Origin of the sequence: Exiguobacterium sp. SH1S1 (assembly GCF_004337245.1) — a bacterium.
In the GTDB taxonomy this organism is placed as follows: domain Bacteria; phylum Bacillota; class Bacilli; order Exiguobacteriales; family Exiguobacteriaceae; genus Exiguobacterium; species Exiguobacterium aurantiacum_A.
Map to the genome: position 1 here is coordinate 45,370 of NZ_SJUZ01000003.1, position 25,393 is coordinate 70,762.

Consider the following 25,393-nt stretch of genomic DNA (forward strand, 5'->3'; position numbering starts at 1 on the left):
CCTCCTACCACTTTCAGGTATTGCCGTTATTCTATCTCACGACCGAGCCGTTGTAAATCGTCACGAAAATGAGGGTAACTGATTTCAGAGGCTTCGATCCCGTCGATGACGACGGGTTCGTCGATCAGTAAAGCTGCCACTTGTAGCATCATCGATAGACGATGGTCCGCATGCGAGGACACATGACCAGCCTGAAGCCGGCTCGGGAAAACGCTGAACCCGTCTTCGGTCTCGCGGATATCGACACCGAGCGCCGCGAGCTCGCTCGCGACCGTCTTGATCCGATCGGTCTCTTTCACACGCAGTTCACCCGCATCCTTTACGACTGACGGGCTCGACGCCTGCGACGCGACGAGAGCGAAGAGTGGGAGTTCATCGATTTGTCGTGGGATGGCCTCGCCTTCGAGCGTCACCCCTTGAAGTTCGCTCGTCGTCACCGTCACATCTCCGACCGTCTCTTCCCCGAGTGGTCGCAGCCGAGTGATCTCGACGTTCGCTCCCATACGCTCAAGTGTTCGTAAAAAGCCGATTCTCGTCTCGTTCAAACAGACGTCGGTCGTCGTCACGCGGCTGTTTGGGACGATGGCGGCCCCGGCCCAGAAGAAAGCAGCCGACGACGGGTCGGCTGGCACGTCGACCGTCGCCCCGTCGAGGTGACTTGACGATAGCCGGATCGTCCGCACGCCATCTTCGTTCGTGATCTCGACGCGTCCACCAAACAGCGGCAGCATCCGTTCCGTATGGTCGCGTGACAGCATCGGTTCACGGACAATCGTCGGCCCGTCAGCGCGAAGACCGGCCAATAGGATAGCCGACTTCACTTGCGCGCTCGCGACCGGTAACGTGTAATCGATCCCGCTCAAGCGCCGCCCCTTGATCCGAACAGGGGCGAATTCGCCGTCGATGTCGGCCCCCATCTGTCGAAGCGGTTCGGTGATGCGACGCATCGGCCGTTTCGAGAGCGAGTCGTCTCCGACGAGCGTGAACTCACCCGAATATCCGGAGACGAGACCCGAGAGCAGGCGCATCGTCGTCCCCGAATTCCCGCAGTCAAGCGTGGCCGGAACGACTGACGCGACACCTTCGATCCGGAGCCGCTCGTCGAGTTCTTCGACGCTTGCCCCGAGACTACGGACCGCATCGATCGTCGAACGGCAATCTGCCCCAAGGAGCGGATTCATGACGACCGTCTCCCCGCTCGCTATCGCACCGAATAAGATCGCGCGGTGCGTGATCGACTTATCACTCGGTACGCGAATCAATCCATTCAACCCCATCAGAACCACCCTTTCAACTGTATGTATGCTTCAGCAAGCCGCTCGGACGGCACCGCCTCAACGGTAGCCGCTTCACCGAGCAACACGAAACGGACTTGTCCATCCCGATTTTTCTTATCGAGCCCCATCACCGTCAAATACGTCTCGAACGGTTTCCATTCAACCGGGCTGACGCGGCGCGCCCGCATCCAAGCGGCGAGCTTACTGGCCCGATCCGTGTCTCCTCCGACGAGAAAGGCGTATACCATGCCGTACAGCACCGCCTCCCCGTGTGACAGTCGATACCGTTCGACCGACTCTAAAGCGTGCCCGAACGTATGACCAAAATTGAGCCACGCCCGGACACCGCGTTCCCGTTCGTCTGCCTCGACGACGACACGTTTCACTTCAATCCCGCGCGCAAGCCACATTTCCCAGTCTAGCGTACCAACTGACAACGCCTGAAACAGTTCGTCCTCGAATGAAGCAGCGAGGACGTAACGTGACAAGTAAGCATGTTTAATCAACTCACCGAGGCCGCTCAAGACGTCACGATTGCTCAGCGTCTCGAGACGGGACACGTTATAATGCACACCGATCGGTTGATAAAACGCACCGATCGCATTTTTAGACAGCGGGTGGTTGACGGCGACTTTGCCACCGATCGCTGAATCATGGGCGAGCACCGTCGTCGGTACTTGGATGTAACGGACCCCTCGCATATACACACTCGCAAGAAAACCGGCCAAGTCCCCGATCATGCCCCCGCCAAAAGCGACGACGAGCGTGTCGCGGTCACAACGTGCGGTCAACCCATCTGTCACGAGTTTTTCAACGGTCTCGAGTGATTTCGAGCCGTCACCCGGCGTGACGACCGACCAAACGATCTGCGGATGGATGCCGGCTAGACGTTGTTTGAACACCTTACCGTGTAGCGCATCCACCGTCCGGTCTGTAATGACCCATACCGTCGAGCAGGCCGGGAAATAATCCACGCGGTCCAACCAGGCGTCGCTGTGTTCAATCGACACGTCATAAGGGACTGATGCGTCAACATGAATCGTCACCACGACCGGATTTCCTCACGATACGACTCGACCCGCGACTGAATTCGTTTGACGGTGTCGTGTCCGAACGTCTCACACAACTCACGCGCGAGTTCGAACGCGACGACCGCCTCGACGACAAGTGACGCAGCCGGGACAGCACAAGCGTCACTTCGTTCGATTTGAGCGAGGAACGGCTGTTTCGTATCGATATCGACCGATTGCAACGGTTTGTAGAGCGTCGGAATCGGCTTCATCACGGCACTGCAGACGATCGGCATCCCGGTCGTCATCCCTCCTTCAAAACCGCCTAGATGGTTGCTCAGTCTCGTATACCCGGACTCGTCATAGGCGATCGGGTCCATCACTTCCGATCCTGGACGGTACGCCATGTCAAATCCATCGCCAAAGGCAACCCCTTTGATGGCGTTGACGCTCATGACGGCGCGAGCGATGGCCGCATCGAGCTTGCGATCATATTGAACGTAAGAACCCAACCCTGGGATGACGCCATGCACTTCGGTGCAGACGACGCCGCCAAGTGAATCTCCGGCCGCTTTCGCTTCATCAATCAAACGCATCATCGCTTCACCGGACGTTTCGTCAGTCGTGCGTACGGGTGACGCCTCGATGACGGTCCGTAGTTCTTCGAGTGCTGCGTAGTGCTTCGGCGCGGACTCGATGCCGCCGATCACTTTCACATAGCTGACGAGCGACATGCCGACTGCGTCGAGCAACTGTTTGCTGAGCGCACCGACAGCGACGCGGGCCGCCGTCTCGCGTGCACTCGAACGTTCGAGCACGTCCCGAAGGTCTCGGTGGTCATACTTAAGACCGCCGACAAGGTCAGCATGTCCCGGACGAGGCCGAACGACCCGGCGCTTGATTTCAAACTCGTCGTCGACCGGCTCTGCCTGCATGACGTTCCGCCAATGCGCATGGTCTTTGTTTTCAATCCAAAACGAAACAGGGGCTCCGGTCGTCATCCCATGACGAACCCCAGCCCTCACCTCGATTTTGTCTGATTCAATTTGCATTCGGCGTCCACGGCCATAGCCCGACTGACGTTTCGCCAACTCGCCGTTGATTGCCTCGACGTCGACGCTTAAGCCGGCCGGGACTCCTTCGATGATGACGGTCAATCCCGGTCCGTGTGACTCTCCCGCTGTCAAATAACGCATATGCGCCACCTCACTCCTCAAATTTTTCGTAGAAGAAACTTTGTTTCATCTTGTATCCGTAACGCTTCGGCTGGAAGATTTGTTCAGTCCCTCCGACGAAGAGGACCCCGCCCGGACGAAGCGAGCGGTGGAACGACTTGTACACTTTCTCTTTCGCCTCTTCCGTAAAGTAAATCAAAACGTTTCTACAGACGATCAAGTCAAAGTTACGTTCGTAGACGTCAGCGAGCAAGTTGTGCTTTTTGAACGTCACGAGTTTTTTAATCTCGTCCGAGACAAAATAGTCGTCATCTCGACGGGTGAAATAACGATCTCGAAACTCAGGCGGCAAATCGACGAGCGCCCGTTCATGATACTTGCCTTGTTTCGCTTTTTCGATCACCAAGTCATCTAGGTCAGTCGCTGTGATCGTGAACTGGGCGGGTGACAAATGCTTCGACAATAACATCGCAAGTGAATACGGTTCTTCTCCCGTCGAACAAGCCGCGCTCCAGACCCGGAGTTTCCCTTGGCTTCTACGAATGAGCTCAGGCAAAACGTCCGTCTCGAGCTGTTGCCAGCGGACCGGGTTTCGATAAAACTCACTGACGTTGATCGTCATCCGGTCTAAAAATTCGTCGTACAAACCTCGGTCTGACTCCATCGCTTTAAAATACTCGATAAATGTGGCGTAGCCCTTCTTCTCGCGGAGCGCGACCATTCGTCTTTTCATTTGTGCCTCTTTGTATAAATTCAAGTCGATTCCAGACTTTAAATAAAACTTTTTTACGAAGATCGCATAATCATTTATCACCAGTTCTAACCTCAATTCTTTCTCTTATCCTAGATCATGTCGTGTCCGAACATACGAAAGCGCTTTAATGCAAATAGAAAAAGGGACAGGAGGCCCCGTCCCTTTTATCGTCATCAAACGTGTGATGTTTCAGTGGCGAACCAGAGCGATAATTCTCTCTCGGCACTTTCCACACTGTCTGAACCATGGATGACGTTTTGTGACATTGTCGAGGCCAAGTCGCCACGAATCGTTCCCGGCTGCGCGTCGAGTGGGTTCGTCTTGCCAATCATCAACCGAGACACGGCGACGACGTTCTCGCCTTCCCACTCCATCGCGACGACCGGACCTGACGTCAAGAATGCGACGAGTTCTCCAAAGAACGGTTTTTCCTTATGTTCCGCATAGTGCGATTCTGCAACCTCAACTGACGGCGTCAGCATTTCGAGACGGTTCAACGTGTACCCTTTGTTCTCGAAACGTGTGATGATTTCCCCAATCAAACCACGCTTCACCCCGTCAGGTTTTACCATTAAAAATGTCTTTTCCATACCCCTAGTCCCCCTAAATCAATATGTGTACCATGTACTTTATCAGTTTACACGGTCATCTTCATTTTTGAAAGGGTTTACAAGGTGTGAACTACCATTTTCGTTTGCCGATATATTCGGCAATCTCAATCAACGACCGTTTGTCTTGAATATCCGGCAGTGAATCGAGTCGCTGAATCGCTCGGTTCACGTAACGGTCGATCGTGCGTTGACTTCGTTCAAGCGTTCCGTTCCGTTGCACTTCGCGGACGAGCGTCCGGGTCATCTCATCGTTCGAGGCGTTCGTGACTTGCTGCAACCGCTCATAAAACACAGGATCTTCTGATGAATAGAAGAGCGGCAATGTTTTATGCCCATGCTTCAAATCTTCACCGACGGGCTTACCGAGTTGAAAACTCTTCGCCGTGAAATCGAGCAAATCATCCGTCATCTGAAACGCCATCCCGATATCGTAGCCGAACAACCGAAGTTGTTTGACGACGTCAGGTGACGCCCCGGAGACGACGGCCCCGGCCGCGCAACTCGTCTCGATCAAGAGTGCCGTCTTCCGGGCGATCCGGTCCAAGTACCGCTTCGGGGATTGCGCCCAGTCATATTGGTCTTGAATTTGATTGATCTCGCCGATACAGATCAGTTCCATCGTCTCCGCCATGATTTGCATCACTTCCGGGGAATCGACTTCGGACACGAGCCGAATCGCTTCCCCGAACAACGTATTACCGGTATACATGGCGACGCTCTCGTCATATCGTTCCATCACGGTCGGTTTTCCGCGGCGCAGTGTCGCGTCATCGATCACATCATCGTGAACGAGTGACGCCATATGAATCAGCTCGAGGCTCGCCGCAACTTTCGTCAGACGAATATCATTCCCAGTCCCAAATCCGGCACTGAGCAATACGAACGCCGGACGGATCCGCTTCCCCCCGGCATCTAGCAATTGTTTCGATGCGGCTTCGATCACCGGATGTTCCGTGTGGACCCGCGTCGACAAAAACCGATCAATCTGTTCGATTTCTCGGTTCATGTGGCGATAAAGTCGCTTTAAAGACATCGTTCACCACTTCTTTCCTAGGTGCATGGCGCACGCACCACCGGAAAACGCCTTGACTTCGACTTGCTCGAACCCGGCTTCTTCAAACATGCGCTTTAACGTCAACCGGTCAGGGAACTGATCCGTCGATTCTTGCAGCCACTTGTATTGATCATACGACCCGGCAAACACTTTGCCGAATAGCGGCATGACTGATCCAAAGTAAAATTTATAGAGCCCGCTGAATAGTGGTGCCGTCGGTTGGCTCGTCTCGAGACAGACCACGGTCCCGCCCGGTTTTAAGACGCGGTGCATCTCCCGGAGGACCGTCATATAATCCGGTACGTTCCGAAGGCCAAATCCGATCGTCACATAGTCGAATGAATGATCTCCGAACGGCAACTCCATCGCGTTCCCGTGAATGAGTTCGATCATCGGATAATCAGCCACTTTCTCGTGTCCGACAGCGAGCATATTTTCAGAAAAATCGAGTCCTTTGACGACCCCGGTGTTTCCGGCCGCCTCGGCGAGTTGAATCGTCCAATCGGCCGTCCCGCAGCAAACGTCCAAACATTTTGCGCCGGGGAACACTTGCATGCGCCGCATTGTCGCTCTGCGCCACCATTTATGCAGACGGAAACTGATGATCGAGTTCATCGTATCGTAGCTTGGCGAGATCGTTTGAAATACTTCATATACTTTTTGCTCTTTCTCTTTCGGTTGCAACACGTAACACCCTTTCCGTTCTAAGCGACAGCATGCGCGAGTAGTGTCGATAGCTGTTCTCTTTTTTCTTGGCGCAGTTCTGTTGCCTTCTGTTCGATGATTTCTTTCCCGTACGATGTCAAATAAGATTGACCTAGCAGTTCGGAAAACGTTTTGATTAATCCGAAGTTCGCTTCCATCCACGTCACAACAGCGACGTCCGTCCCCAAGGCGAGTGTGCACTTCGCGCCGTTCACAAGCTGCACGGTTCGACCGAAACGGTTGCTATAGTCCGCTGGAAACATCGCCAATATTTTATAAAATTGAGCCGAGGCGTAATCTCCGGCGAGCACTTTAAGTTGCCGTTCAAGGGACCCGTTCGGGCACTCCTTCACTTGATCGTGCAGCTCGAGTGCTTGATGGGCAAAATAAGTCGCGAGCACGAGCTGTCGATGTTGATGCGATTCGAGTTCAATCATGTCGATCATCCAACGAAGTAAAGGCATGTCGACTGCGGGTACAATCTCGTGTCTCGTCAAATACGGATGAGTCATACGTTGTTCGATTTGACGAGCAAGGTCGGTGACAACGCTTTCGTTTGTCAACTGTTCCATGCTATCCCCCCTCGTCCTCTTCGTTGTCATTCTGACATAGTATAGCACATTTTTGTCACATTCACGCCATGTGAACTTGCTTTCAACTACAAAAAAAGCCGCCTCTCGGCGACTTATGTATTGCTCATTATTTGACCGCATCTTTAAGCGCTTTACCTGCTTTGAAGGCAGGAACTTTGCTTGCAGGGATTTCGATATCTTCTTTCGTACGTGGGTTGCGACCTTTACGGGCAGCACGTTCACGAACTTCAAAAGTACCAAAACCGATCAATTGAATTTTCTCACCGCTTTGGAGTGCTTCAGTGATTGATTCAAACGTTGCTTCTACGATTTTCGTTGCGTCTTTTTTAGACACATCTGCTTTCTCGACAACTGCGTTGATCAATTCAGTTTTGTTCATCACGATTCACCTCCTCTCACAGAGAGTTTACGGGATTAATCATATCGTACAAACGTTGATATGACAACATTTTTTAAGCGAAAAGGTCATAAGCGGACACCTTGCTCGACTCAATTGTTTAAAAACTCGACCTCACCTTGGTCATTAATCGTATACCCTTGCGAATAAGCCGGGGCGAACGGTGCGTCATCGTAGAGCAAATAACGAATATCCTCTCCTACTTTCGGCTCGGCATCCGTGTTCTCGAGCACGGCTTCGATGTCAGCCCGGTAATCGACGAACAATTGACCAGTCCCATCCACATAGATCGGCAACTCGTTTTCCGTGTATGGGCTCGGGATGAACGGTTCTTCAGAGACGAAAACGAGGTCGTAATCGATCGTAAACTGATTTTTTCCGAGCGATCCTTTGAACGGATATTTCCCTTCTTTGACTCGGAACGAATTGATATTCGTCTGCAGTTGTTGGAGGCGCTCGGTCACCCTCAAGTCAATCAGTTTGACCGTCGGCTCTGTCTCGGCGTCGACAAGGACGTATAAGAACAAGCCGCCCCCTTCGAAACTGTTTGCCGGCGGATCTGCCAAATAACCAGGAACGAGGCGGCTAAACTCGATCGGGTAACGTTCCATCAGCGGCGTCTCGGCCGGCTTTGTTTTGATCGGTAAGACACCGGTCGTCTCTTTGAACGAGTCGACCGCCGTCTGGACCGATTGCAACTGGTCCTCATAAGGCACGTTGTCGACCCGATTTGTTTCCGGGAACATACATCCGGCGAGCAGCGTCGCCGTCGCCAAACTGACGGCTAAAAACATTCGTTTCACGGTTTACCCTCCTGTCGGTCCAGAAGCGACCACATAAATCATAATGATCGTTCCGAATAGAAAAATCACGAATGCGACGACTCGAATGAGCACCGCAAACCAGCCTGAAAGTTTCGTGTGGCTGACTGCCACCATGAGCGCAGCGACGGCAAACGCCCCAATCCCCGCAAATGAAATCCACATCTTGATGAGTGACGGTGTCACGTCTATCCCCTCGACTTTCTCTATAAATCTTACTCCGTAATTTAGTGTAGCAAAAAAAACAAAGGAACTGAACGAAAACGTCAGTTCCTTTGCTGTTATTCGCCCTCGAAATGGAAAACTTCTTCCATTTCATGTTTTTGCGGGCGTCTCATCAACTTTTTCACTTCATCATGCGGACTTTTTCCTTCGAACAGCACGTTGTAGAGCGCTTCCGTGATCGGCATGTCGACGCCGGCTTCGCGGGCAAGTGTATGCGCTGCTTCACAGGCACGCACACCTTCGACGACCATACCCATCTGATCGAGTACGTCTTCAAGCTTCTCCCCACGTCCGATGGCGTTACCAGCTCGCCAGTTTCGGCTGTGCTGTGACGTCGCGGTCACGATTAGATCACCGATCCCGGTCAAGCCCGAGAACGAGGCCGGGTTGGCGCCGAGTTTGACACCGAGCCGAGCGATCTCGACGATGCCGCGCGTCATGAGGGCAGCTTTCGCATTGTCGCCGTATCCGAGCCCGTCGGTCATCCCGGCGGCAAGGGCGATAATGTTTTTAAGCGCGCCCCCGTATTCCGCTCCGATGACGTCAGAGTTCAAATAGACTCGGAACTGATCGTTTGTGAGCAGTTCTTGAATCTCATCAGCGACAAATAAATCCTCACACGCGATGGTGATCGTCGTCGGTTTGCGGACGGCCACTTCCTCGGCGTGGGTCGGACCCGTCAATACACCGATGGCTCGACGTTTTGACGGATCGATCTCTTCAGCGATGATCTCAGACAACCGCTTATGCGTCTTCGGTTCGATCCCTTTTGCGGCATGAACGATCGTGACCGGTTCCGTGAGCAGATCGTTCACTTCACGGGAAACCGGACGAATCGCCGAGCTCGGGACGACGAGGAAAATGATCGAGCAATCTAGAACCGCCTCTTTCAAATCGGTCGTTGCCCGGATCGACGCCGGAAGCGGCACATCTTTCAAGTAAGTCGAATTCGTATGCGACGTGTTGATCTCATGGACGTGATCTTCCTCACGTCCGTAGAGCACGACGTCGTGTCCATTGTCAGCGAGGACGAGCGATAATGCCGTTCCCCAGCTTCCTGCACCAATGACAGCTACTTTTGCCATGTGAGGCACCCCCATTACTAGTTTTTCTGACGAGCCACGATGTGAATCGGTGTACCAGTAAAGTCAAACGCGCGGCGAATCTGGTTATCTAGATAACGTTTGTACGAGAAGTGAAGCAACTCGGGATCGTTGACGAACAACACGAACGTCGGTGGCTCGATCGCCACTTGCGTCGCATAGTTGATCTTGAGTCGTTGTCCTTTGTCCGTTGGTGTCGGGTTCATCGCGACCGCGTCGACGATGACATCGTTCAACACGCTCGTCGAAATACGCTGACGGTGTGATTCGGCAACTTGATTGATGACAGGAAGAAGCGTTTGCAACCGCTTCGACGTGAGTGCCGATAAGAATACGATTGGCGCGTAGTCGAGGAATAGGAATTCCTTGCGGATCTTCTCTTCCATCTTCTTCATCGTCTTGTCGTCTTTCTCGACAGCGTCCCATTTGTTGACGACGAGCACGATCGCTTTCCCTGCTTCGTGGGCAAGTCCTGCGACGCGTTTGTCTTGCTCGATGATGCCTTCTTCACCGTCGATGACGACGAGGACGACGTTCGAGCGTTCAATCGCCTTTTGGGCACGCATGACACTATAACGTTCTGTCGATTCGTACACTTTGCCGCGCTTACGCATACCGGCCGTATCGATGATGACGTACTCTTGTCCGTCACGAGTGAACGGTGTATCGATCGCATCGCGCGTCGTTCCGGCGATCGCCGAGACGATAACACGTTCTTCACCGAGAATCGCGTTCGTCAAACTCGATTTCCCGACGTTCGGGCGTCCGATGAGCGAGAACTGAATGACATCTTCGTTGTATTCGTAATCGTCTTTGTCCGGCGCGAGTTCGAGGACACGATCTAACAGATCACCAAGACCGAGTCCGTGTGTTCCCGAGATCGGGAACGGGTCGCCAAACCCGAGCGAGTAGAACTCATACATGAGTTCACGCATCTCGAAGTTATCGACTTTGTTGACGGCAAGCACGATCGGCTTGTTCGAACGGAACAACAAGTTCGCGACTTCTTCATCCGCTGCCGTGATCCCTTCACGACCGTTTACCATGAAGACGATGACGTCCGCCTCATCGATCGCGAGTTCGGCTTGATGACGCATCTGAACGAGAAGCGGCTCATCGCCGACCTCGATCCCGCCTGTGTCGATCAAATGAAACTTTCGGTTCAACCACTCACCCGTACCGTAAATACGGTCGCGTGTAACTCCCGGTTTGTCATCGACGATCGATACGCGATCACCGATGATCCGGTTGAAAATCGTGGATTTCCCAATATTCGGGCGGCCTACGATGGCCACTGCTGGAATTCCCATATAAACACCTCTTTAACTTTCATTCAAAAAATTATCGTTCTTATTTGCAACTGTACAATTATAGCACAGTCGAATATTAGTGACCATACAAAAAGAAGCGGGAGTATGACTCCCGCTTGAACGACCGTCTTATTTAGAATCGTCCGAGGCGTTCTCACCTGTCAGTTCAGATACAGAGAATCCGCCTTGATCGCTATATTCGTCAAGCAGCGACTGCTCTTCATCATCGCGTGAACCGTCTTCTGATTCGAGTGCACGCATCGACAATGAGATTTTCTTCTCATCGAGATGGACGTCGAGCACTTTCACTTTCACTTCTTGTCCTTCAGACAAGACTTCAGATGGCGTCGCGATGTGTCGGTTCGCAATCTGAGAAATGTGGAGCAACCCTTCGACTTGCGGCGCGACTTCGACGAACGCACCAAACGTGACGATACGTTTGACTTTCCCCGCGATCACGTCCCCAGGTTGAATCTTGCCTTCAACCGATTCCCACGGTCCCGGTTGCGTCTCTTTGATCGACAATTTCACTTTTTCATTGTCGAGGTCAAGACCAAGTACTTTCACTTTCACTTTGTCACCTTCTGTGACGACATCACTCGGTTTTTCAACACGACTATGAGCCATCTCAGAAATATGGACGAGACCGTCGACGCCGCCGATATCGACGAACGCACCAAAGTCAGTCAGACGTTGGACGGTTCCTTCGATAATTTGACCGACCTCGAGCGATTCAAGCGTTTCCGCCTTCTTCGCACTCATCTCTGCCTCTGCCACCGCTTTATGCGACAAGATGACGCGATTTTTTTCGCGGTCCATCTCGACGACTTTAACCGTAATCGGCTTATGCAAGTATGATGAGAAATCTTCGACGAAGTGGTTTTCTACGAGTGAAGCCGGGATAAAGCCGCGGATGCCGATATCGACAACAAGACCGCCTTTGACCTTATCTTTCACCATGACTTCAAATACTTCGCCCGATTCGAATTTTTCAACGATTTGATCCCAAGCTGCCTCGGCATCTACGTCTTTCTTCGATACGACAACCTCTTCATCCGTGACCTTTTTCACTTTGACACGGATTTCGTCGTTGACATGGAGTGATTCGTTTAAATCGTCTAAATGCATGCTTGATACTTCGCTGATTGGCAAAATCGCCTCGGTTTTGTAACCGATATCAATTAACGCTTGCTTGTCCTCGATTTTGACGACGATACCGGTCACGATTTGACCTCGATTAATTTCAAAATCAGGCATATCTTTCATTTCTTCGACCATTCCAACACTACCCCCTCACGATGAGTACAAAAAGGAGCGCCCTAAGGCGCTTAACACCTAGTATAAACTTCTTATAATTCGACAGATTTGTCAAGGTGTTATCAGGTTTGTTCCTCTGATTGCAACAGATTAAACCTGAAATTAGCGAACGTTCTGTGAATGGGTCATGTACAGTTCGGCGATTGTCGCCATGATCAAATCGGCGGCGTCTTGGGCACTCGCTTTGTCCGCTTTCAGTTGCGAGAAGTCGATCGGCTCGCCGATGACGACCTTCAACTTCGAACGGAACTTGTATTTACCGATGATCGCGATCGGAAGGACGGCAGCGTTTGAACGGAGGGCGAAAAAACCGACACCCGCCTGCGCCTTACCGAGCGATCCGTCTTTCGAACGGGTCCCTTCCGGAAAGATCGAGATGACCTCGTCCTCTTTCAACTTCTGAAGAACAGTACGTAGCGCTTGACGGTCCCCTTCCCCGCGTGACACCGGGATTTGCCCGGAGCGTGTCAAAATCCGTTTTAAAACCGGGACATCGAACAGCTCTTTTTTTGCAAAAAAACGAATTGGCCGTTGCTTCGGCATGGCACTGGCCAACAAGACCGGGTCCCAGTTCGACTGGTGGTTCGAACAGACGATGATCGAGCCGTCCTCAGGTACATTCTCACGACCGACATACTCGACGCGGAAGCTGAGCAGACGCATGATTCGAACGACGCCGACCGTTAACCGATACATCCCGAACGGGCCGTTGTTGAGCGGCTTCATCGTCCGACCACCTGTTCCATGAGCTGTTCAACAGCCGTGACGACACCATCGATCGACAAATGGGTCGTGTCGAGGAAGTGGGCGTCATCCGCTTGACGGAGTGGAGCGACGACGCGCTCCGAGTCCCGTTTATCACGCAAGGCGATCTCTTGTTTCAATTGTTCGAAATCGCTCGGGAGACCCTTTGACACGTTCTCCTCGTGGCGACGACGGGCACGTTCTTCGACGGTCGCGGTCATGAACACTTTCAAGTCTGCCTCAGGCAATACGTGCGTCCCGATGTCACGACCGTCCATGACGATGCCGCCGTCCCGAGCCAAGTCCCGTTGTAAATCCATAAGTGCGTCCCGGACCTCAGGCTGTCTTGCGACAAAACTGACGTTGTTCGTCACTTCACTCGTCCGAATGACTTCGGTCACTTCCTCGTCACCGTCAAACACGCGTTGCCCGCTCTCGCTCGGGACGAGACGTAACTCCATCTTGCCGATCATCTCAGCGAGGGCGGGGCCGTCTTCTAATCCGACGTGTTGCTCGAGCGCGCGATATGTGACAGCCCGGTAGATTGCCCCGGTATCGATGTACACGTAACCTAACTTTTTAGCGAGCGTTTTAGCGATCGTGCTCTTGCCGGCTCCTGCCGGCCCATCTAATGCGATTTGTAGCGGTTTAGTCATAAAAATTGGGTATCGGCTCATTCCGATACCCACCTCCTCTCGGTCGTTTGTTCCGAGAACATCATACCAGTTTTTTAACGTGAAGAAAATACGGAGCCGGTCCGTTTTCTGGCTTCGAGCTGGGCCCGGAAACAATAACGTAAAATCGTCTCCTGATCACGAGGCGTCAAATCCTCAAAACAAAGTGACAGCTCGTGCTTTACGGCCTGCTCTTGAACCCGGACGAGACGGCTCTTGACGCGGAACGTCTGGGGTATCCCTCGCTCGTCCTCGATCCGGAATACGACGATGACCGACTCATCGACGTCGACCGGCGAACGGTTCGCCACGACACGCATCCCGCCGGCCGACACGTCTAGTGACGTCGTCTCGAATGACGGAAACGCTTCGCCGTCTGCCGCGAGCACCGTCACGTTGATCATCTCCGGCACGCGCAAGTACTCGCGACGTTGGACGCGCTTGATTTTTTTCTCATCCGGCAAGTTAAACGCATAGCGAAGCGTCAGCTGGGCGTCACTGATCCGTTTCGTGACGACTGAATCGAAAGCGTACAGTTGATCTTCGCCTTTGAAAAAGTACAAACGCATCGGTTCATCCTCATGCAAAAAAAACGTCTTTAGCGTCGCAATCTCGCTCGGAGATTCGATCCAGACGACACCGCCGTTAATGGCAGCGATTTTCGTCTTCCCTTCGTTTCTCCCTTCAACTTCAACTCGTAACTCTTGACCAACTTTTAACATGAACCCGTTCCCCTTTTATCTATTTGTATTGACGACGATTTGATCGATTTGCAGTGCGGACGAGCAAGAGCGCGACCATCCATAAAATGACGATATAGAGCACGGCCGGCACCTTGTTCGTCGATTCAACGAGTAAGATATAGTCAAACATTCCGTGTAGCAACGTTGCCGACATGACAGCGGTGAACAGCCAAAACCGTTCATGCGCGGAGTGTTTGGCCCGACCGAGACAAAAGCCCATTGCCACGGCGAAGAGCGCATGGCCGCTCACCGGTAAGACGGCTCGCCAAATCGCAATCTCGAGCGAGTCATAAACCCACAAGTATAGAAAATTCTCCAACGTGGCAAAGCCGAGTGAACAGGCGACCGCATAGAGAATCCCGTCGTAGTAATCATCAAAAACTTTATGTATGTATATTGTATAATAGATCATGAACCATTTAAAAAATTCTTCTAATAGAGCGGTGGCGACGAACGCTTGCCAAAACGGGCCGACAAGGACCCCTTCTTCCACAAACGCATATTGGACGAACATGATCGGAAAGACAAGAATGGCACCGGCGACAAACGAACGAATCACATAGCCGAGCGGTTCCGCTTCCAACTCATGCCGTAAATAGAAGTAGGAAAGAAGGGCGAATCCTGGCGCAACCGCAGACAAGGCGATTGCAATCATGATGCATCTCTCCTTTCTATCGTTAAGCATACACTGAATAAGCCGAAAGAAAAAGTAGCTAACGCCTAGAAAATGGAAGAAAAGGACAAAAAAAGTTGGAGGTCGACTATGAATCATCTATTACTCATCCATACCGGCGGCACGATCGCGATGTCGCAGACCGGTTCGGGCCACGTCTCACCAAGTGAGGTCAATCCGATTGACGCGACGTTGCCAAAAGCGACCGACATCGCAAAAATTACGACGAAGCACTTCTCAAACATTCCGTCTCCTCATATGACGCCCGAGAAGATGCTCGAGCTCGCCCAGTTCATCGCACAGCAGTTGACGCAAGACACGTATGACGGCGTCGTCATCACCCACGGGACCGACACGCTCGAGGAGACGGCGTACTTCCTGCAGATCACGCTCGGTGCCCCCGTGCCGATCGTCTTGACAGGAGCGATGCGCTCGTCGAACGAGATCGGGTCGGACGGCGAGTTCAATCTCATCACGGCGCTCCGGGTCGCAAGGAGCGAAGCCGCACGGGGCAAAGGGGTGCTCGTCGTCTTCAACGGCGAAATCCACTCGGCGTTCAACGTCACGAAGACGCACACCTCTTCCGTCGACACGTTCAAATCGGTCCACTTCGGAAACGTCGGGATGGTGACGAAGGACCACGTCCTCATCTACAGCCAACCAACAACGAGACAGCCGAAGATGATTCCAGCGATCACGAAACGAGTCGCCGTGTTGAAAGTTGTCGCCGGCATGGAACCTGACTTGCTAGAAGCCGTGCTCGACCTCGGCTACGACGGGCTCGTTCTCGAAGTGCTCGGTCAAGGAAACGTTCCACCGTCGATCGTCCCGGCACTCGAACGACTCGTCGACCACATCCCGGTCGTCATCGTCAGCCGCTGTTTTAACGGTATCGTTCAAGACGTGTACGGGTATGAGGGTGGCGGTAAACAACTGAAAGAGATGGGCATCATCTTCTCGAACGGTCTCAATTCGCAAAAAGCACGGCTCCGTCTTCTCGTCGAGCTCGAATCAGGCTCGTCGCAACCGGTCATGGAACACAGCTTCAGCTTCCAGCAGTGACTTGCCATCTCAGCCTTCGTTCCATACAATGAGGGATGAGGTGATTTCATTGGACAAACACGCGATCATTGTCGGCGCCGGCCCGTGCGGCCTGTCGGCGGCAATCGAATTAGAACGGGTCGGTATCTCGTGCACGATCATCGAACGAGGCAACATCGTCGATGCGATTTACCGCTATCCGACCCATCAGACGTTTTTCTCATCAGCCACTTTGCTTGAAATCGGGGATATCCCGTTCATCTGTAAAGACTTAAAACCACATCGCCAAGACGCGCTCGTCTATTATCGTGAAGTCGTGAGCCGGACCGGGCTTGTCGTCAAACCGTTCGAGACGGTCGAATCGATCGACCGTCGTGCCGACAAATTCATCGTCCGGTCCCGTCACGACCGCCACGGCGTCACAGAACGCCTTGCCGACTTCGTCGTTCTCGCGACCGGGTACTACGGACGGCCCCGCAAGTTAGACGTCCCGGGAGAAGAACTCCCGCACGTGACCCATTATTTCAAAGAAGCACATCCGTTTTATCGGCAACACGTCACCGTCATCGGCGGAAAGAACTCGGCGGTCGATGCGGCCATCGAACTCGAGAAAGCCGGGGCATACGTCACGGTGCTCTACCGCGGTGACGGCTATAGCCCATCGGTCAAACCATGGGTACTACCCGCTTTCGACTCCCTCGTTCGTCATGAAAAAGTACGTCTTGAGCTCGAGGCCGAGATCATTCGCATCGAACAGGACCATGTCGTCTATCGACAACATGGCGAAGAGAAACGGGTCGCAACGGACCACGTCCTCGCCATGACCGGTTACTTGCCTGACCATGGGCTGTTCTCGGCAGCCGGTGTACTCGTCGACGACGAGACCGGCATCCCGCAGTTTGATGAGGCGACGTATGAGACAAACGTCGATAACCTGTTCATCGCCGGCGTCGTCGCGGCCGGGAACGATGCCAACAAAATCTTCATCGAAAACGGCCGTTTTCACGGCCAAGCGATCGCCGAAGCGCTTCGGGAGCGCATCGGTGTGACATCGTCATAAACTTGTTCAACTAAAATGAGGAAGGACCCGACTGCGGGTCCTTCCTCATTTTGCGATGTTCATCGGCAAGTCGCCATCACACCCAGCCACGGAAGCGTGAGGCCTCCGCCATTTTACGGACACCGACCATATAGGCAGCGAGACGCATGTCGACTTTCCGGGCTGATGATGTGTTGTATACCGTATTGAACGAATGGACGAGCACTTTTTCAAGCTTCGTTTCGACTTCTTCTTCCGTCCAGTAATAACCTTGATTGTTTTGGACCCATTCGAAGTAAGAGACTGTCACGCCACCGCTTGAAGCGAGGACGTCAGGGACGAGCAAGATGCCGCGTTCTGTCAAAATACGCGTCGCTTCGTTCGTCGTCGGTCCGTTCGCCGCCTCGACGATGATCGATGCTTTGATGTTATCGGCGTTATCTTCAGTGATCTGGTTCTCGATCGCGGCCGGGACTAAAATGTCACAGTCGAGCTCGAGCATCTCTTTGTTCGAAATCGTGTTTTTGAACAGTGTCGAGATCGTCCCGAACGAGTCGCGTCGATCGAGCAAATACGGGATGTCAAGTCCGTTCTCATCATAGATCGCGCCATACGCGTCACTGACAGCGATGACTTTCGCTCCCACGTCGTGCATGAACTTCGATAAGAAGCTGCCGGCGTTACCAAATCCTTGGACGACGACGCGCGCGCCTTTCAACTCGATCCCACGGCGAAGCGACGCCTCCCGGATCATGATGGCGACACCTTTTGCCGTCGCCGTCTCGCGACCGTGTGAACCACCGAGCACGAGCGGCTTACCGGTGATGAAGCCCGGTGAGTTGAATTCATCGATACGGCTGTACTCATCCATCATCCATGCCATGATCTGCGAGTTCGTAAACACATCAGGCGCCGGGATATCTTTGGTCGGACCTACGATTTGGCTGATCGCTCGAACGTAGCCGCGGCTCAACCGTTCGATTTCACGGAAACTCATCTCACGCGGATCGCAAACGATGCCCCCTTTACCGCCACCGTAAGGAAGGTCGACGATACCGGCCTTCAGGCTCATCCATATCGACAGCGCCTTGACTTCTACTTCCGTCACGCTCGGGTGGAAGCGAATCCCACCTTTCGTCGGGCCGACAGCATCGTTATGTTGCGCCCGATAGCCAGTGAAGATCTTCGTCGAACCGTCGTCCATGCGGACAGGGATACGCACGGTCAACATCCGAAGCGGCTCTTTCAACAGCTCGTACATCTCTTCTGGATAACCGAGTTTCTCGAGCGCCTCGTGGACAACTTCCTGTGTCGATTCAAGGATGTTTTTTCGTTTTTGATGACCTTTTTCTTGATCCGTAATCATGAAGGTTTCCTCCCCTAAATTGTCAATTCTCCCCCAAGAATCAACCTCGTATTCGTTTAAAAGTATAGCCGATAAGCAAGCATTTTGAAAGGGTTTTACAAAAATAATGAAAGCGTTTTCTAAAAAGCGGAGAAGGGGAATCCCTTCTTATTTTTCTAAGGCGAGCGCGATGAAACGCTCTAGCAATTCACCGTAAGAAATACCGGCGACGTTCGCACTGTCCGGGAACAGACTGAGCGGTGTCATCCCCGGGAGCGTGTTCGTCTCGAGGATGTAGGCCAATCCTTGCTCCGACACTAAGAAATCAGAACGTGAATAGCCGCTGCAGCCGAGGGCACGGTGCGCCTCAATCGCGGCCGCTTGCACTTCTTTCGTCAACGCCTCCGGCAACTCCGCCGGACAGACGTGAATCGACCCGCCTTCCGAATACTTAGACTCGTAGTCGTAAAATTCATTCTTCGGGATGATCTCGATGACCGGGAGGGCGTGCTCGTTCCCACGGTTGCCGAGCACCGGAACGGTCAGCTCACGACCTTTGATGTACTGTTCGACCAACACGGCCGTATCACATTGGAACGCCTTGGCGATGCCCGCGCGTAGCATCGACTCGTCGGTCGCGATCGTCAACCCGTTCGAAGAGCCTTCTTGCGCCGGTTTGACGACACAAGGAAACTCACCGCCCCACTCGGCCACTTTCAAATCGAGGTCATCCCCTGCTTGGACGAGGACGTCACGGGCGACACGAATACCTGAAGCGGCGAAAATGATTTTCGCGCGCGCCTTGTCCATCGCGAGAGCCGAAGCCAAGACGCCCGACCCTGTATAAGGGAGCTGCGCCATCTCGAGGAGCGACTGGACGCGACCGTCTTCTCCATACTTGCCGTGCAGGGCACTGACGACGACGTCTGCTTGAAGCGTCAATAACTCTTCAGCCCGATCCGGGTGAAAATCAATGGCCACGACTTCATGACCCCGTGCCTCTAACGCTTCGATCATACCTTTACCACTCGTAAGCGACACTTCACGCTCACCCGATACTCCACCATATAAAACAGCGACTTTCATCATATCTCTCCTTCAGCTAACTTCTCAAAAATTCAAGTTTTATCATACCATGTGTCAGCTGAAAACAATAGAAACAGAATAGTAAAAAAGCCGTACTTACGCGAACGTATCGTACAGCTGTTTCACTGCTTGTTCAGTTTGGATGGTCTTCCCGTACTCCATCATGAGATACGGGCTGACGGTCGTCGTCTTGCCATATTCAGACAGGATGGCGGCGAGCCGTTCCTCGACTTGCGGTTTGAGAACTTCCACAAAATGTAAGTAGTAGCGGCCGTCATAATGATAGAGTGCCCCACCTTGGTCGGTATCTTGCATATGCGGAAACGCACGAATCGACGCATTGATCACGTCTTCAATATCGTCAAACTGATAAATCAAATGGTGGATCACATCGATCGTCAAGCGAATCTCGACTTGTTCTTGATCCGACTCCGCGACGACCGCATCGACTTTTTGAACATCGATGACGAGTCCATCGCGTGGAAACATCGTCACATTCAAGTCGACAGCACCTTGCGGCATGAACCCATATTCGGCCTCGGCCGTTTCAAGCAATTCCCGCCATAGTTCTTGACCGCTCTCTCCGACAATCGTATCGATGGCGATCCCTCGAATCGATAAGTCGCTCGCAGTCAAGTATACCCTCAAATGTTCTTTTGTCTGTTTTTCAAATCTCAAACGAAAACCTCCAAAGAAAAATCATTCTACTTAATAAGCTACTCCCGTTTTGTCGACCTGTCAAATGGTTGACAACCACTCGTTCCAAGCTTCGGGCGTATCTCCAAGAAACGCTCCTTCAAATTGCGACGCTTGTTGACTGACGGCGTATCCACCCGCACCGATGACGAGGTCTGGATGCTCCGCTTGAATGTAACGCATCGCTTCTTGAAGATTGGCAATGTGCTCAGTCAACGTACATGAAAAGATTAAACATTTCGCGTCGATATCATGGAGCGCTATGCTCAAATCCTCTTTCGGGAACCCCGCTCCGAGGAAAATGACGTCAAAGCCGTATTGTCTTAAATAGAGTGTCACGAACAAAAGGCCGATTTCATGCATCTCACCCGGGGCGCAGACGCAAATGATCCGGGGCAAAAATGGATTCATCGGCATTTGAAGAGACAACGTCGACAAGCGGGCTCGGAAAAAGGACGTCGCAAAGTGTTCGTGCGCGATCGTGACCTTCCCATTTTCCCAGCGTGTGCCGATATCCATCAGCAACGGGCTAATGATATCTTTCGTCACTTTTTCAAAACTGAACGTGTTGAAGGCACGGTTCATCAAATCGTGCGCTTTCCGTTCATCAAATTTGAGCAGCGCGTCCATTAATCCATCCTTCAATTCTTCGTCGTAGAGACGAGCAGGCTTCGGCTTCGGTGCCTCGTGAAGTTGCTGAATCGCTTGCGAGACGGTCAACCCTTCCCGTTGTTTTTCAACGACCCATTTGATTTTTTCGACGTCTTGGTCGGAATACAACCGGTGACCCGAATCGGTCCGACTCGGCTCGATAAACTGATAACGACGCTCCCAAGCCCGAATCGTCGTCGGGTTCACACCGGTCAGTGACGCGACCGTCTTGATGGAGTACTTCGGCATAGCAGCCCTCCTCTCCTACAGGTTCTTCCCTTTAAGTATAGACCCATCATTTCAGCTTTACCTGTTTTATTGTGCAAATTTGTGAGAAACAGGTGTGACTTTTCCAATTCAAGTAAACATCGCGAGGATGTTGAAACAAAATAAAAAAATACGGCGTCTCCACCGTATCATCAGAAAAATAATGTATGACGTCCTATATATAAAAATGCGAGGATAATCGCAAACATCGTCAAAGTCAGCATCATAGCCAGCGGTCGTTTCAACCAATTATCATTCAATTTTTCTTTCCGCTCGTGCTCTTGCCGTTCCGACCGAGACGGCAACGTGTCCACGACTTTTTCACGAAGAGAATCTGCTTGGTTTCGATGTCGCAACGTGTGCCCTCCTTTACCTTTTTTATCATTTTACTATGATATCAATCAAAGGAAAAGATGCGCGCCAACCGATGTTTCCAATCTGTCACATTTTTAGACACAACTTGAACCGACGGCGGGAATGAAATCTCACCACAGACGTCACAGCAATCGGCTTGTTTGACCGGTTGCTCCGAAAAGTAATTCAGCAAGTAGTCGCGCCGGCACTTCTTGATGAGCGCGTAGTCGATCATTTGACCGAGCTGGCGGTACCGGGCCCGCTTTCTCTCTTTTACCCAATCGACCGCATCGGCAAGCGTGCGTTCGGCGAGCATTTGGTTTAGCAAGCCCCATACCGGGTCTTCCTCGTTCATCTTCAACAGCCGCGGTAATTGCGACAAGCTCGTGCCGTTGTCCCGTTCTAAATAAGCTATGCGGATGTCTTTATCTTTCGGGTACTGTTGATCGATTAAAAACTGTTGGATCCGTTCATCCCCTTCGGCATACAGTAAGACGGCAAACGCCGGTTCGCCGTCCCGGCCGGCCCGACCGATCTCTTGCATATACGCCTCGAGCGTCGCCGGCAGTTGGAAATGGATGACAGAGCGCACGTTATCTTTGTTGACGCCCATCCCGAACGCACTCGTACATACCATGATCGCGACTTCATCGCGTAAAAACTGCGATTGAACGAGGCGCCGGTCCTCGGTCGACATCCCGCCGTGATAAAACAAGGCGTCATCGAGTTGAAGCGCGAGCGCTTCAGCTTCCCGTCGTGTCGCCGTATAGATGACGGCCGGTGTCGGCACTTCTCGAACGAGTTCGATCAGTCGCGGCATCTTTCGTTCCGTCTCGAGCCGTTCGACGATGAGACGGATCTCAGGTCGATTGGCCGAATGGACGAACTGGGACGGCGAGAATAAAGCTAATTTTTCAATAATGTCCCGTTTCACGTTTTCCGGGGCCGTCGCCGTGACGGCCATGCATTGCGGGCTTCCGAGTTGTTTACGGAGCTCCCCGAGCCGTGCGTATTCCGGCCTGAACTCATGACCCCATTGCGAGATACAGTGCGCTTCATCGATGACGAGCATTTGAATCGGAGTCCTTGCGAGCGCCCGGGTCACGTGCGGCACGGCAAGCTGTTCGGGAGATAGGTATAAGAACCGATAGCGCTTCAAATGATTCAGTATGTCTTGTTTCTCTTCTAAAGTCTCCATCGACGTCAGCCTCGCCACGCCACGCTCGCCGCGCTCCCGGATATGGAGCATTTGGTCTTCGATCAACGACAAGAGCGGCGAGACGATAATCGTCAAGCCTTCGTTCTTTAAATACGACGGGAGTTGGAACGTCAATGATTTCCCGGCACCCGTCGGCATGATCGCCAACACGTCCTGCCCTTCGGCGACCGCTTCGATGACGTCACGCTGTCCGGGACGAAACGTCTCGTGACCGAACACACGCTTCAACGTTTTTTCATACAAATGTCTCACCTCGTTTCAATCTCGCGAACACTAACCGAATTTGGAAGTAACTGAGATTGTCGGTTTTCTCGAAGATCGGCTTTAGCGCCCAGCTGTCTTCTTCCCGTAACCGTTCGACTTCGGCAATCGCGTCGGCTGGCACGAATTGATCGAGCGGGAAGTCGTCCAAATACATCGCCATCTCGACGACGTGGTCTTCGATCGTGCTCGTGCGCAGGCGCCTGATCGATTGTACTTGCGCGAACGTGCGGCCGGCCGAAAACAAATCGAACGATTCGCGCGCCGATAACGTCATCCGCTCATCCGACAACCCGTGGGCAAACCCTAGTATTTTGGCGTCTCGCGGCACAGTCCGTAACAGCGCGTTCCATCCGGCCAAGAAATAAAGCCGTGCCGTCCGAGCATCGACGTCAAGGAGCGTCGCGATCTGTTCATACGTGTATCCCGTCTCGAACGCTCCGGTGAAGCGATAGACGACTGCCGTCGCATATGGATCACCGACCGTTTCAAGCGCTGTTTCGAGTTCTTGATGAAACGAGGCGATCAGTTCTTTCCACTCTCGTTCCGTTCGCACGATTTGCTTGACCCACCGCTCGGCCATCCGATCGGCTTGGACCGGATAAAACGTGCGCTCGTGTTCGAGTGACATGAACGTCTGGATAAATAAACTGAGACGTTTCCATGTCATCGTCGTATAGTCCCGGTACTCGCCACCGAGCCGGTCAAACAACTGGCTGACCGCGTCCGGACTAGCGAGCATACTTCCGGCTTCGGTTAACGTGAACGTCGCCCGATTGAGCCAGCCTCTTTTCTCAAACGAGACTAACAGCTTCTCATAATCATATTTCGTATAAGGGAACAGTCCGAAAATCGGTTCAAGGTCATAAAAAAAAGCATCTTGGAGCGTCGTCGCCGAACGTTTTCCGTTTAAAACGTGAAACAGGCTGCGTTCGCTGCGCTCCCCTTTTAAGCGTTGAATCGATAGGAGCAACACTCCGTCGGCTAAATGAACCATCCTTCCACCCTCTCTCATTATTACTATCCCTCCAAAACGTTATTCGTTTCCTCATTGAAATATTAGGGTATGTAGACTACAATTACTCATAGTCAGTAGAAAGTCATTTCTATGCAGAGAGACGAAACGTTTGGAGGGTTACAAATGGCAAAATTTACTATCGTTGACAAAGATACATGTATCGCATGTGGTGCTTGTGGAGCAGCTGCTCCCGACATCTTCGACTATGATGACGAAGGTCTCGCCTTCAACTTGATGGACGACAACACAGGCACAGTCGAAGTACCTGACGAACTGTCGGAAGATTTGATGGACGCGTTCGAAGGATGTCCGACCGACTCAATCAAAGTCGCTGACGAATCGTTCGATGGCGACGCACTCAAATACGAATAAGAGAGACATGTGTGTCAACTTGACACACATGTCTTTTTTTAACGGGCCGCTCTTCTAAACCCTGCCGCCTCGGCCTCTCCTTCCGTACAGAACATTTCCTCCGGGTTCGTGCGTTCATAGCTCGCACCGCCCGGCACGTGATAAATTTTCTCGCCTTCCCGATTAATGTTCCCTTTAATGTCACACGCTTCGCTCGGCTCCGATCGAGGTTTCGCCGGTCGCGCCGCTTCATGGTCGAAACCGTTGCCGGTCACGTAGTCCTCGATGCTCCAAATCCCGAGCAGCTCGCGCCGGGCCGCGCGTTCGACATCGCGGAACGCATCGACGTGCTGGGTGTTCGGGGCGTAAACGTACGCGACACGTGCGAGACCGCGACGCAGCAGCTCTTCATTGAGCATCGCATCATCATACCATACGTAAGCGAGCGTCCGCTGATAGCGGTCGTACCGCCCGACGTCGTACTCGAGGACGATCGTCTCACCTTCCGGTAACCAACGCGCGACGAACGCCTTCGCGTCCTCACCGAACGGTTGGACCGGCAACGTCGGATGACTCGTCTCAGGCGTGTCGACGAGCAGGAGTCGAATCGACTCGGTCGCACCGCTCTCAAACTCGACTTTAAGCGTATCGCCATCGATGACGCGGTCTAACGTGACCGTCTCCGTCTTGCCGATCGGCGCTCGGACTTTTGTCCCGGCGTCCGCTGCCGGGTAATCCGACTCGAGTTCGACGAGCGATTCCGGCGGCTCGACTTGCTCGGCGAACCAGTCATCGACCGAGCAACCTGCTAACGAAACGCTCAGCACGAGAACGAGCAGTAGTTGCCACCATTGTTTCAATTGTCTCACCTCTACACCA

Annotated in this window: 29 protein-coding genes; 3 read left to right on the plus strand and 26 right to left on the minus strand. The window is 52.7% G+C overall.

What is annotated here, in order from left to right; genetic code table 11:
• Positions 1-26 precede the first annotated feature (26 nt).
• The 18 genes from aroA to prsW all read right to left on the minus strand — a co-directional run bounded on the left by aroA (position 27) and on the right by prsW (position 15,168).
• Entirely contained in the window at positions 27-1,277 is a 1,251-nt protein-coding gene (gene aroA / locus EVJ23_RS07910) for a 3-phosphoshikimate 1-carboxyvinyltransferase (RefSeq protein ID WP_131465234.1), read from the minus strand.
• Entirely contained in the window at positions 1,277-2,326 is a 1,050-nt protein-coding gene (locus tag EVJ23_RS07915; protein WP_131465236.1) for a 3-dehydroquinate synthase, read from the minus strand. Before EVJ23_RS07915 ends, aroA begins: the two co-directional genes overlap by 1 nt.
• Complete coding sequence (gene aroC, locus EVJ23_RS07920; RefSeq protein ID WP_131465238.1) at positions 2,320-3,483, minus strand: chorismate synthase; 1,164 nt, start codon at positions 3,481-3,483, stop codon at positions 2,320-2,322. Before aroC ends, EVJ23_RS07915 begins: the two co-directional genes overlap by 7 nt.
• A 10-nt stretch (positions 3,484-3,493) precedes the next feature.
• Positions 3,494-4,273: a CheR family methyltransferase gene (locus EVJ23_RS07925; RefSeq protein WP_070327943.1), complete on the minus strand. Its 780-nt coding sequence runs from the start codon at positions 4,271-4,273 to the stop codon at positions 3,494-3,496.
• Between the two features lie 116 nt (positions 4,274-4,389).
• Complete coding sequence (gene ndk, locus EVJ23_RS07930; RefSeq protein WP_070327431.1) at positions 4,390-4,806, minus strand: nucleoside-diphosphate kinase; 417 nt, start codon at positions 4,804-4,806, stop codon at positions 4,390-4,392.
• A 91-nt stretch (positions 4,807-4,897) separates the two neighbouring features.
• The gene (locus EVJ23_RS07935; RefSeq protein WP_233589593.1) at positions 4,898-5,833 is read right to left on the minus strand and encodes a polyprenyl synthetase family protein; all 936 of its coding nucleotides are present in this window, start codon (positions 5,831-5,833) and stop codon (positions 4,898-4,900) included.
• A gap of 30 nt (positions 5,834-5,863) precedes the next feature.
• A complete protein-coding gene (locus EVJ23_RS07940) occupies positions 5,864-6,565 on the minus strand; it encodes a demethylmenaquinone methyltransferase (protein WP_035386712.1) in 702 nt (233 codons plus the stop codon).
• Between the two features lie 20 nt (positions 6,566-6,585).
• Entirely contained in the window at positions 6,586-7,158 is a 573-nt protein-coding gene (locus EVJ23_RS07945) for a heptaprenyl diphosphate synthase component 1 (protein WP_071399652.1), read from the minus strand.
• A gap of 127 nt (positions 7,159-7,285) precedes the next feature.
• Entirely contained in the window at positions 7,286-7,561 is a 276-nt protein-coding gene (locus tag EVJ23_RS07950) for an HU family DNA-binding protein (RefSeq protein WP_198010937.1), read from the minus strand.
• 107 nt (positions 7,562-7,668) lie between these two features.
• On the minus strand, positions 7,669-8,370 hold the full coding sequence (locus EVJ23_RS07955) for a hypothetical protein (RefSeq protein WP_131465367.1): 702 nt from the start codon (positions 8,368-8,370) through the stop codon (positions 7,669-7,671).
• Between the two features lie 12 nt (positions 8,371-8,382).
• Positions 8,383-8,562 carry a DUF2768 domain-containing protein gene (locus EVJ23_RS07960; RefSeq protein ID WP_233589594.1) on the minus strand — a complete coding sequence of 60 codons (180 nt, stop codon included), beginning with the start codon at positions 8,560-8,562 and terminating at the stop codon, positions 8,383-8,385.
• A 116-nt stretch (positions 8,563-8,678) separates the two neighbouring features.
• Positions 8,679-9,707 (minus strand): NAD(P)H-dependent glycerol-3-phosphate dehydrogenase, encoded by a 1,029-nt coding sequence (locus tag EVJ23_RS07965; RefSeq protein WP_131465240.1) that lies wholly within the window; start codon positions 9,705-9,707, stop codon positions 8,679-8,681.
• A 17-nt stretch (positions 9,708-9,724) separates the two neighbouring features.
• The gene (gene der, locus EVJ23_RS07970; RefSeq protein WP_035386714.1) at positions 9,725-11,035 is read right to left on the minus strand and encodes a ribosome biogenesis GTPase Der; all 1,311 of its coding nucleotides are present in this window, start codon (positions 11,033-11,035) and stop codon (positions 9,725-9,727) included.
• Positions 11,036-11,164: 129 nt separating this feature from the next.
• The gene (rpsA, locus tag EVJ23_RS07975; RefSeq protein WP_070327437.1) at positions 11,165-12,313 is read right to left on the minus strand and encodes a 30S ribosomal protein S1; all 1,149 of its coding nucleotides are present in this window, start codon (positions 12,311-12,313) and stop codon (positions 11,165-11,167) included.
• 141 nt (positions 12,314-12,454) lie between these two features.
• Complete coding sequence (locus EVJ23_RS07980) at positions 12,455-13,078, minus strand: lysophospholipid acyltransferase family protein (protein WP_131443335.1); 624 nt, start codon at positions 13,076-13,078, stop codon at positions 12,455-12,457.
• Positions 13,075-13,752 carry a (d)CMP kinase gene (gene cmk, locus EVJ23_RS07985; protein WP_070327439.1) on the minus strand — a complete coding sequence of 226 codons (678 nt, stop codon included), beginning with the start codon at positions 13,750-13,752 and terminating at the stop codon, positions 13,075-13,077. The genes EVJ23_RS07980 and cmk overlap by 4 nt, the downstream gene beginning before the upstream one ends.
• Before the next feature lie 74 nt (positions 13,753-13,826).
• Complete coding sequence (locus EVJ23_RS07990; protein ID WP_131465242.1) at positions 13,827-14,492, minus strand: flagellar brake protein; 666 nt, start codon at positions 14,490-14,492, stop codon at positions 13,827-13,829.
• A 19-nt stretch (positions 14,493-14,511) separates the two neighbouring features.
• The gene (gene prsW, locus EVJ23_RS07995; RefSeq protein ID WP_070327441.1) at positions 14,512-15,168 is read right to left on the minus strand and encodes a glutamic-type intramembrane protease PrsW; all 657 of its coding nucleotides are present in this window, start codon (positions 15,166-15,168) and stop codon (positions 14,512-14,514) included.
• A 108-nt stretch (positions 15,169-15,276) separates the two neighbouring features.
• Between prsW and EVJ23_RS08000 the strand changes: the two genes are divergently transcribed.
• Both EVJ23_RS08000 and EVJ23_RS08005 read left to right on the plus strand, forming a co-directional pair.
• Entirely contained in the window at positions 15,277-16,248 is a 972-nt protein-coding gene (locus EVJ23_RS08000) for an asparaginase (RefSeq protein ID WP_070327442.1), read from the plus strand.
• A 28-nt stretch (positions 16,249-16,276) separates the two neighbouring features.
• Complete coding sequence (locus EVJ23_RS08005) at positions 16,277-17,287, plus strand: YpdA family putative bacillithiol disulfide reductase (RefSeq protein WP_131465244.1); 1,011 nt, start codon at positions 16,277-16,279, stop codon at positions 17,285-17,287.
• Between the two features lie 76 nt (positions 17,288-17,363).
• Here the strand turns inward: EVJ23_RS08005 and EVJ23_RS08010 are convergent, their stop codons facing one another.
• From EVJ23_RS08010 to EVJ23_RS08040, 7 genes are all read right to left on the minus strand, one after another.
• Entirely contained in the window at positions 17,364-18,632 is a 1,269-nt protein-coding gene (locus EVJ23_RS08010) for a Glu/Leu/Phe/Val family dehydrogenase (protein WP_070327444.1), read from the minus strand.
• A 147-nt stretch (positions 18,633-18,779) separates the two neighbouring features.
• Positions 18,780-19,697, minus strand: a complete 918-nt coding sequence (locus EVJ23_RS08015; RefSeq protein WP_070327445.1) for a D-alanine--D-alanine ligase — start codon at positions 19,695-19,697, stop codon at positions 18,780-18,782.
• A gap of 96 nt (positions 19,698-19,793) precedes the next feature.
• A complete protein-coding gene (locus EVJ23_RS08020; RefSeq protein WP_071399645.1) occupies positions 19,794-20,375 on the minus strand; it encodes an adaptor protein MecA in 582 nt (193 codons plus the stop codon).
• A gap of 60 nt (positions 20,376-20,435) precedes the next feature.
• Entirely contained in the window at positions 20,436-21,293 is an 858-nt protein-coding gene (locus EVJ23_RS08025; RefSeq protein WP_071399644.1) for a MerR family transcriptional regulator, read from the minus strand.
• Between the two features lie 170 nt (positions 21,294-21,463).
• Positions 21,464-21,667: a hypothetical protein gene (locus EVJ23_RS08030; RefSeq protein WP_070327448.1), complete on the minus strand. Its 204-nt coding sequence runs from the start codon at positions 21,665-21,667 to the stop codon at positions 21,464-21,466.
• 41 nt (positions 21,668-21,708) lie between these two features.
• Entirely contained in the window at positions 21,709-23,136 is a 1,428-nt protein-coding gene (locus EVJ23_RS08035) for a RecQ family ATP-dependent DNA helicase (RefSeq protein WP_131440210.1), read from the minus strand.
• Complete coding sequence (locus tag EVJ23_RS08040) at positions 23,120-24,142, minus strand: YpbB family protein (protein WP_070327450.1); 1,023 nt, start codon at positions 24,140-24,142, stop codon at positions 23,120-23,122. The genes EVJ23_RS08035 and EVJ23_RS08040 overlap by 17 nt, the downstream gene beginning before the upstream one ends.
• A 144-nt stretch (positions 24,143-24,286) precedes the next feature.
• On the opposite strand from EVJ23_RS08040, the gene EVJ23_RS08045 reads away from it, so the two are divergent.
• Complete coding sequence (locus tag EVJ23_RS08045) at positions 24,287-24,535, plus strand: ferredoxin (RefSeq protein ID WP_016510114.1); 249 nt, start codon at positions 24,287-24,289, stop codon at positions 24,533-24,535.
• Between the two features lie 38 nt (positions 24,536-24,573).
• Here the strand turns inward: EVJ23_RS08045 and EVJ23_RS08050 are convergent, their stop codons facing one another.
• A complete protein-coding gene (locus tag EVJ23_RS08050; RefSeq protein ID WP_131465246.1) occupies positions 24,574-25,383 on the minus strand; it encodes a thermonuclease family protein in 810 nt (269 codons plus the stop codon).
• Between the last annotated feature and the right edge of the window lie 10 nt (positions 25,384-25,393).

What these genes read in the sequence shown, in the direction of transcription:
- rpsA (WP_070327437.1), bottom strand. Translation starts at nt 12,313, where the DNA reads ATGGTCGAAGAAATGAAAGATATGCCTGATTTTGAAATTAATCGAGGT.
- EVJ23_RS07990 (WP_131465242.1), bottom strand. Translation starts at nt 14,492, where the DNA reads ATGTTAAAAGTTGGTCAAGAGTTACGAGTTGAAGTTGAAGGGAGAAAC.
- der (WP_035386714.1), bottom strand. Translation starts at nt 11,035, where the DNA reads ATGGGAATTCCAGCAGTGGCCATCGTAGGCCGCCCGAATATTGGGAAA.
- EVJ23_RS07965 (WP_131465240.1), bottom strand. Translation starts at nt 9,707, where the DNA reads ATGGCAAAAGTAGCTGTCATTGGTGCAGGAAGCTGGGGAACGGCATTA.
- EVJ23_RS08040 (WP_070327450.1), bottom strand. Translation starts at nt 24,142, where the DNA reads ATGGTTCATTTAGCCGACGGAGTGTTGCTCCTATCGATTCAACGCTTA.
- aroA (WP_131465234.1), bottom strand. Translation starts at nt 1,277, where the DNA reads ATGGGGTTGAATGGATTGATTCGCGTACCGAGTGATAAGTCGATCACG.
- EVJ23_RS07980 (WP_131443335.1), bottom strand. Translation starts at nt 13,078, where the DNA reads ATGAAGCCGCTCAACAACGGCCCGTTCGGGATGTATCGGTTAACGGTC.
- EVJ23_RS08000 (WP_070327442.1), top strand. Translation starts at nt 15,277, where the DNA reads ATGAATCATCTATTACTCATCCATACCGGCGGCACGATCGCGATGTCG.
- EVJ23_RS07935 (WP_233589593.1), bottom strand. Translation starts at nt 5,833, where the DNA reads ATGAACCGAGAAATCGAACAGATTGATCGGTTTTTGTCGACGCGGGTC.
- EVJ23_RS07960 (WP_233589594.1), bottom strand. Translation starts at nt 8,562, where the DNA reads ATGTGGATTTCATTTGCGGGGATTGGGGCGTTTGCCGTCGCTGCGCTC.
- EVJ23_RS08045 (WP_016510114.1), top strand. Translation starts at nt 24,287, where the DNA reads ATGGCAAAATTTACTATCGTTGACAAAGATACATGTATCGCATGTGGT.
- cmk (WP_070327439.1), bottom strand. Translation starts at nt 13,752, where the DNA reads ATGACTAAACCGCTACAAATCGCATTAGATGGGCCGGCAGGAGCCGGC.
- prsW (WP_070327441.1), bottom strand. Translation starts at nt 15,168, where the DNA reads ATGATTGCAATCGCCTTGTCTGCGGTTGCGCCAGGATTCGCCCTTCTT.
- ndk (WP_070327431.1), bottom strand. Translation starts at nt 4,806, where the DNA reads ATGGAAAAGACATTTTTAATGGTAAAACCTGACGGGGTGAAGCGTGGT.
- aroC (WP_131465238.1), bottom strand. Translation starts at nt 3,483, where the DNA reads ATGCGTTATTTGACAGCGGGAGAGTCACACGGACCGGGATTGACCGTC.
- EVJ23_RS08015 (WP_070327445.1), bottom strand. Translation starts at nt 19,697, where the DNA reads ATGAAAGTCGCTGTTTTATATGGTGGAGTATCGGGTGAGCGTGAAGTG.
- EVJ23_RS07945 (WP_071399652.1), bottom strand. Translation starts at nt 7,158, where the DNA reads ATGGAACAGTTGACAAACGAAAGCGTTGTCACCGACCTTGCTCGTCAA.
- EVJ23_RS08010 (WP_070327444.1), bottom strand. Translation starts at nt 18,632, where the DNA reads ATGATTACGGATCAAGAAAAAGGTCATCAAAAACGAAAAAACATCCTT.
- EVJ23_RS08005 (WP_131465244.1), top strand. Translation starts at nt 16,277, where the DNA reads ATGAGGGATGAGGTGATTTCATTGGACAAACACGCGATCATTGTCGGC.
- EVJ23_RS07955 (WP_131465367.1), bottom strand. Translation starts at nt 8,370, where the DNA reads ATGTTTTTAGCCGTCAGTTTGGCGACGGCGACGCTGCTCGCCGGATGT.
- EVJ23_RS08025 (WP_071399644.1), bottom strand. Translation starts at nt 21,293, where the DNA reads ATGCCGAAGTACTCCATCAAGACGGTCGCGTCACTGACCGGTGTGAAC.